Source organism: Solirubrobacter ginsenosidimutans (genome assembly GCF_027587205.1).
This window is the reverse complement of the sequence record NZ_JAPDOD010000084.1, coordinates 22388-28982: the sequence shown is the minus strand read 5'-3', so window position 1 is coordinate 28982 and position 6595 is coordinate 22388. Positions and strand designations below refer to the sequence as shown.

At 70.9% G+C, this 6595-nt stretch carries 6 protein-coding genes and 1 riboswitch; of the genes, 1 reads left to right on the top strand and 5 read right to left on the bottom strand.

The window, feature by feature from the left end:
* Window positions 1-1550: peptidoglycan DD-metalloendopeptidase family protein (locus OM076_RS42445; RefSeq protein ID WP_270046278.1), on the bottom strand; the 1550-nt coding region annotated here is incomplete at its 3' end.
* A 5-nt stretch (window positions 1551-1555) separates the two neighbouring features.
* Window positions 1556-1715: riboswitch (cyclic di-AMP (ydaO/yuaA leader) on the bottom strand.
* 74 nt (window positions 1716-1789) lie between these two features.
* Window positions 1790-3265, bottom strand: coding sequence for a sensor domain-containing diguanylate cyclase (locus OM076_RS42440; protein WP_270046277.1), 1476 nt, complete (start codon window positions 3263-3265; stop codon window positions 1790-1792).
* 76 nt (window positions 3266-3341) lie between these two features.
* On the opposite strand from OM076_RS42440, the gene OM076_RS42435 reads away from it, so the two are divergent.
* A complete protein-coding gene (locus tag OM076_RS42435; protein ID WP_270046276.1) occupies window positions 3342-4124 on the top strand; it encodes a fumarylacetoacetate hydrolase family protein in 783 nt (260 codons plus the stop codon).
* On the opposite strand, the gene OM076_RS42430 is transcribed toward OM076_RS42435, so the two are convergent.
* From OM076_RS42430 to OM076_RS42420, 3 genes are read right to left on the bottom strand one after another with little or no spacing between them, the layout of a single operon-like run.
* Window positions 4121-4702 (bottom strand): ATP-dependent Clp protease proteolytic subunit, encoded by a 582-nt coding sequence (locus tag OM076_RS42430; RefSeq protein ID WP_270046275.1) that lies wholly within the window; start codon window positions 4700-4702, stop codon window positions 4121-4123. The genes OM076_RS42435 and OM076_RS42430 overlap by 4 nt on opposite strands.
* A gap of 19 nt (window positions 4703-4721) precedes the next feature.
* Window positions 4722-5300, bottom strand: coding sequence for a response regulator (locus OM076_RS42425; RefSeq protein ID WP_270046274.1), 579 nt, complete (start codon window positions 5298-5300; stop codon window positions 4722-4724).
* A gap of 34 nt (window positions 5301-5334) precedes the next feature.
* Window positions 5335-6582, bottom strand: coding sequence for a hemolysin family protein (locus tag OM076_RS42420; protein WP_270046273.1), 1248 nt, complete (start codon window positions 6580-6582; stop codon window positions 5335-5337).
* Window positions 6583-6595 lie beyond the last annotated feature (13 nt).

The window sequence follows — 6595 nt, the reverse complement described above, 5'->3', positions numbered from 1 at the left end:
TTGGCCCCCGACTTGGCGGCGGGAGCCGGAGCAGACCCGGCCGGGGCCTCGGCAGGGGGAGCGGGGGCGCTCGCGGCAGGGCCCGCGGCGGGGGCCGCCGAGGCCGCCGGGTCCGCGGCTGGGGCCGTTTCGGCCGGCGCGGCAGCGGCCTCCGTGGGCGCAGCGGCAGCGGCCGGGTCGGTCGCCGGTGCCGTCTGGGCGGCCGCGGCCGGGTCTGCTGTCGCCGCCGCTTGCGCTGCCGCGGCCGGGTCTGCTGCCGCTGCCGCTTGGGCGGTCGCCGCGTTCGTCCCTGCCGCTGTCGCGGCCGCGGCCACGCCCGCCTTCGTCGCGCTCGCCAGGGCCGTGGTGGCCTTCGGGCTCGAGGCCGTGGCCGTCGTCTTGCCCTGGATCGTCTTGGTGCCCGCGAGGTACGGGGCCGGGTTGGTGGCCTTGCCGTTCTCGCGGACCTCGAAGTGGAGGTGGGGGCCGGTGCAGTTGCCCGTGCAGCCGACCTTGCCGATCACGTCGCCGACGTGGACGTAGGCGCCCTTGGTGGTGTCGATCTCGGAGAGGTGGGCGTAACAGGTGGAGACGCCGCCCTCGTGCTGGATGCAGATGAGGTTGCCGTAGCCGCTGCCGTCGTAGCCCGCCTGCGTGACCGTGCCGCACTGGGCCGCGCGGACCGCGGTGCCGGCGGGAGCCGCGAGATCCTCGCCGGCGTGCAGGTGCCCGGGGCGCGACTCGCCGAACGCGCCCGTGACCGTCCCGCTGACCGGGGTGGCGATCGGCCCGGAGCCGCACCCACCCGCCGTCGACGCGGGCGCGGGCGTCGTCGCCGGCACGCTCTTCGGGGTCGTCGTCGCGGCCCGGTTCGTCGCCGGGTCCGTCGAGGTCGCGGGCGTCGAGGTCTTCGGCGCCGCCGCGGTGACCTTCTTCGACGTCGGGGCCGAGGTCTTCACCGTCTTCGCCGTGCCCCCGCCCGGGGCCGAGGACGAGGGAGCGGACCCGTCGACGGCCGGCGCGGCCGCGCCGCCACCGCCACCGCCGTAGACGGTCATGACCGTCCTCCCGCCCCCACCCACGTAGGTCACATTGGACTTGAACAGCGCCTGCCAGGTCTTGGCGTCCACGCGACCCGTGGCCGGCAGCCCGTAGCGCTTCTGGAAGCGCGATACCGCTCCCTCGGTGATCGGCCCGAAGATGCCGTCGTCGTCCACACCCACCTGGCGCTGCACCGCCGCCACGGCCGCGCCGGTGTCACCGAACGCGACCAGCGAGGACGACGGCATGGATATGGCCGACGTCCCGGAGGAGCCCGGCGGCGCCGCCGCCACCGACTTGCCTCCGCCCACTGAAGCCAGCGCGGCGAACGGTGCCGCCGCGGGCCCGACGGCCATTGACGCGCTCACGGCGACCGCCGCGCCCTTGCGCCGCGCGGCACCCCTTCGAGCGGCCTCGGTGATCTCGCGCCGGTGCTGCGAACGCCGGAGCGAACGCTCCCACAGCTCGTGATCGCTCAGATCGCGGTTATACGGTTCGTCGTTCGGGAACGACCATGCGTGAGCAGACAACTCACAACTCCTTCGGCCTCGCGCCTACGGGGTTAGCTGTCGGACTCGCGCAGGCCTGCGCTACGCCACCATCGAAGCGGCGATTCGCCCCATCGGCCTGACCTCGGCCGTTTGGGTCCCCCGTTCCCACCGCCCTGAGGCGGCAAGACTCGGCTGTGCTCTGTACTGGCGGTGGAGAGTACACGACGCCAGAGCGGACTTCTGTAAACCTGCGGGGACTCCTGCCCCCGCAGGAAAAGTCACTCTGCGGGAATCGTGACGTTGCGCCCGGACGACTTCGCCGCCGCCAGCGCGTCCTGGGCCCGGAGCATCAACAGCTCGGCGGGCTCCTCGCCGTTCCAGCGCGCGACGCCCGCCGAAGCGGTCTGCCCGCGGGGTGTCGCCGCACGAACACGGTCGAGCACCTCGACGGCCTCGCCGAGACCGCAGTTCGGGAGGATCAGCGCGAATTCGACGCCGTCCATGCGGGCGACGGAGTCCACGTCGCGCAGCTCACCGCGCCAGCGCGCGGCGGTCTCCTTGACCAGCCGGTCGCCCTCGCCCTCGCCACGCAACATGTTGAAGGCGCTCATGTGGTCGAGGTCGAGCCAGGCGATGCTCAAAGGCGAGTCCGACCGGCGGGCGCGCGCGATCTCGCGCGGCAACTCCTCGTCGAACACCCGGCGCGTGACGAGGCCGGTCAGCGAATCGGTCAGCGCGAGCGCCTCGACGCGGGCCCGCAGGCCGGCGTGCTCGATCGCGATCGCCGCCTGCGCCGCGACCAGCCGGAGCACACCCGCCGACGCCTCCGGCAGGGTGTCCAGCGGACGCTGCCAGATGACGATCAGCACGCCGCAGACGTCGCCGTCGCGCAGGATCGGCTCGAAGACCGCCGAGCGTGCCGACGTCGCTTCCACCAAAGGCGCCGCCAGGGCGGGGTGGTTGCGAGCGTCGGCGACGAAGTACGCCTCCTTGGCCGTGAACGCCTTGCCGCCTCCCGGACCGTCGCCGCGCGGCTGGATCGTCACCGGCTGGACGGAGACGCCCGCCATGGCCGTGGAGGAGAAGTCGCGGCCCTTGGGCTCGAGCAGGAACGCCACGGGGGCGTCCATGACCTCGCAGGCGGCCTCGCAGATCGACAGGCGGGCGTCATCACCCGCGGCGAGCGCCTTGGCCACCCGGCCGATCGCTCCCATTCCCTTGGCCTGATCTCGAAGCATGTCGTTGAACCTGCGCAAATCTCGTGCGTTGGATTCTCGTTCAAGCTCGGACGCGAGGACGCGCGCGAGCATGACGAATAGCTGTTCGTCGGCGGCGGTGAAGGCGTTCTTGGTGCGTGACAGCCCGGCGAGGGAGCCGACCCGCGTCCCGTCGGAGAGCTCCAGCGGCACGCCCAGGTAGGAACGCGCCCCGACCCGCTGCTGCATCGCGAGCCTCCCGTAGACCTCGTGGCGCGCGACGTCACCGCACAGACGCGGCCCGCGGCCCTCGGACATGTGCGAGCAGAACGCGTCGCCGAGCGGCAGCGCCTGGTTGGAGCGAAGATTGAAGTCGCCGCCACCGCGGACGTCGACGATGCGGTGGATGAACTGCCCACGGTCGAGGTGGGCCATGTAGACCGCGCACCCGGGCTTGTAGCGCTCGAGCAGGTCGAGCACGGAGCGGGTCGCGTCGGCGAACGATCGATACGTTGCCGTCGTCGCGGCCGCGGCCGCCTGAATCGCGCTGACATCCATTCGCGGACAATCATCGACAATTCGGCCGCGGTTCTAAAGCCGGTCATCCGTTGAGTCTCGATAGGGTCGCCGCCCTATGAAGTTCGCGACCTTCATCGCCCCCGGCGAAAGCGACCCCCAGGCCGGGGAAGTCCGCGGCGACGAGATCGTCGCGTTTAGCAGCGGAACCGTGCTCGAACGCCTGCAGAGCGGCGACCGCACACCCGCCGGCGGCGCCACCCACGAGCTGGCCGCCGTGACCCTGCTCGAGCCCGTTCCGAGGCCGCCCGCGATCTTCTGCATCGGGCGCAACTACGCTGCCCACATCGCCGAGCTGGGCTCCGAGAAGCCCGAGAAGCCACTCGTCTTCCTCAAGCTGCCGCTCTCGAGCGTCCCCCCAAGCGGTCCAGTCAAACGCCCGAAGGCCTCAAACGCGCTCGACTACGAAGTCGAGCTGGTCCTCGTGATGGGGCCCGACAACACGATCGCCGGCTACGCGGTCGCCAACGACGTCTCCGCCCGCGACCTGCAGCGCTCAGAGGCGCAGTGGTCACGCGCGAAGGGCTTCGACTCGTCCTGCCCATGGGGACCGTGGATCACCACCACGGACGAGATCGACGCAGCCAACCTGCGCCTCACCACCCACGTCAACGGGGAACTCAGGCAGGACGGCAGCACGAGCGACCTGATCTTCAAGCCGCAGGAGCTCGTCGACTTCATCGCCGAGGCCTGCACGCTCGAGCCCGGCGCGATCATCCTCACCGGCACGCCCAGCGGCGTGGGCGAGGCCTTCAAGCCCCCGAAGTACCTGCAGGACGGAGACGTGGTCAAGGTCGAGGTCGAGGGCCTGGGGGCCCTCGAACACTCGATCACGACTTAGTGCGTGTGGATCACGCGGTCGATCAGGCCGTACTCGGCGGCCTGGTCGGCCTTGAAGAACCGGTCGCGCTCCATGTCGCGGTGAACCTGCTCTTCCGGCTGCTTCGTGTGCTTGGCGTAGATCTCGTCGATCCGCTTACGCGTCTTGAGGATCTCGTTGGCGTGGATCTCGATGTCCGAGGACTGGCCCTCGAAGCCGGCTGAGGGCTGGTGGATCAGGATCCGCGAGTTGGGCAGCGCCATGCGCTTGCCGGGGGCGCCACCCGCCAGCAGCAGTGAGCCCATCGACATCGCGATGCCGACGCACATCGTCGCCACGTCGGGCTTGATGAAGTGCATCGTGTCGTAGATCGCCAGACCGGCGTAGATCGAGCCACCCGGCGAGTTGATGTAGATCGAGATGTCCTTGTCGGGGTCCTGGGACTCCAGGTGCAACAGCTGCGCGACCACCAGGTTCGCGACCTGGTCGTCGACCGCGGAACCGAGAAAAATGATCCGCTCGTTCAGCAGCCGCGAGAAGATGTCGAATTCGCGCTCGCCGCGGGCGGTGCGCTCAATGACCATGGGGACGAGAGGCATGTCCCCATCAAGATATCCCTCAGGTCGGGATCGAGCGCGGCGGCTGCGATCGCAACCGTCCGAGCAGCTTCTCGACGCGCCGCGCGACCTTGCGCCGATCGAGCCGCAGCGTCGCCGCGACGTCCGACGGTTCGGTGCGATCCATCAGCATCGCCAGCAGCGCGAGGTCCTCTGCGTCGACGCGATGCGCGGCGGCGTCGAGCTGCTCGCGGTCCAGCGCGGGCAGCGCCGTCTGGCCGCCGGCGACCACGCGGATCGCCTCGAACAGCTCTTCCTCCGGCGCGGACTTCTCCACCAACCCGTCGGCACCGGCGACGCGCGCCGTGACCGGCAGGCTGGGGTCGTCGTCCGCGCTGTAGAGCACGACCCTGGGGGCGGGGTCGAGCGCCCGGATGCGACGGCACGTCCCGAGGCCGTCCGCGTCCAGCAGGTGCGGATCGAGGATGACGACGTCCGGGCGCTGGACGGAGACCAGCTCGAGGCCGTCGCGGGCACCTACGGCGGAACCGACCGGGACGAGCCCGGGTTCGGTACGCAACAGCATGGCGAGGCCGGCGCGAATCGCCGGCTGAGGGTCGATGACCACGACTCGCGTCATGGGCCACACCTTTCTCGACGCCCCTGAACTCGTACTAAAGGCTAGGTGAAAGATCGATGCGGAGCTTGGTGATCCGCAGGTCCTCGACCGCTTCGATGTGCAGCACCGCGCCGTCGACGCGCGCCACGTCCCCCGGCTCGGGGCGCCGCCCGAGCGCGTCGAACGCGAGACCCGCCAGGGTGCGCGGGCCACGCTGGGGCAGCCGGCTCCCGACCGCCTCGTTGAAGTCGTCGATCGTCATCGAGCCCGAGACCGCGACGGAGTGCTCGTCGACCCAGACCAGCTCGTTGTTGGGCAGGTCGAACTCGCTCTCGATCTCACCCACGAGCTCCTCGAGCACGTCGTGCAGCGTCACGATCCCCGCGGTGCCGCCGTACTCGTCGACGACCACGGCCATCACCTGGCGCGCCTCGCGCAGCTCGCGCAGGAGCGCGCCGAGGTCCTTGGTCATCGGCACCACCATCGCGGGCCGCGACAGCTCGCCCACCGGCTCCTCGGGGGAGGCGATCAGATCGCGGATGTGCACGATCCCGACCAGGTGGTCGAGCGACTCGGTCCCGACCGGGTAGCGCTGGTGCGAGGTGTCGATCACCACCTGCAGCGCCTCCTGACCCGTCACCGACGCCTCCAGCCACGTCACGTCAGGCGACGGCACCATCACGTCGCGCACCTCGCGGGTGGCGAAGTCGAACACGTTGTGCAGGAGCTCCTCCTGCGCGCGCGGGATCACGCCCGAGCCTTCGGCCTCGTCGACGATCTCGCGCAGCTCCTCCGGCGTGCGCACCGACTCGCCCGCCATCACCTCGGTGATGCCGAACGGCCGCAGCAGCAGCGCGCCCGAGCCCTGCAGCACCCACACGACCGGCCGCAGCACCTTCGCCATCCACTCGACGGGACGGGCGACGCGGGCCGCGAGGCGCTCCGCGCGATCCAGGGTCAGCGCCTTCGGCACCAGCTCGCCGAAGACCACCGAGAGGTACGTCACGACCGCGAAGGCGATGATGAAGCTCGCCCAGTGCGGCAGCCAGTCGCCGAGCAGGTCGCGCACCACGGGCTCGCCCACGGCGCCGGTGAGGATGCCGACGCCGGTGATCCCGACCTGCACCGTGGAGATCACCCGCACGGGGTCCTCCATCAGCCGCAGCGCGGCCTCCGCGCCCTTCCCGCCGCGCGCCCGGAGCGGTCCCCGGCGGGCCGTCACGATCGAGTACTCCCCGATCACGAAGAACGCATTTGCGGCGATCAGGGCGAACAGCGCGAGCGCGCGAAAGAGGTCGTCCACGGTTTGAGGCTAA

Excerpts from the sequence above, each read along its gene's own strand:
- OM076_RS42440 (WP_270046277.1), bottom strand. The coding sequence starts at position 3,265 with ATGGATGTCAGCGCGATTCAGGCGGCCGCGGCCGCGACGACGGCAACG.
- OM076_RS42435 (WP_270046276.1), top strand. The coding sequence starts at position 3,342 with ATGAAGTTCGCGACCTTCATCGCCCCCGGCGAAAGCGACCCCCAGGCC.
- OM076_RS42430 (WP_270046275.1), bottom strand. The coding sequence starts at position 4,702 with ATGCCTCTCGTCCCCATGGTCATTGAGCGCACCGCCCGCGGCGAGCGC.
- OM076_RS42425 (WP_270046274.1), bottom strand. The coding sequence starts at position 5,300 with ATGACGCGAGTCGTGGTCATCGACCCTCAGCCGGCGATTCGCGCCGGC.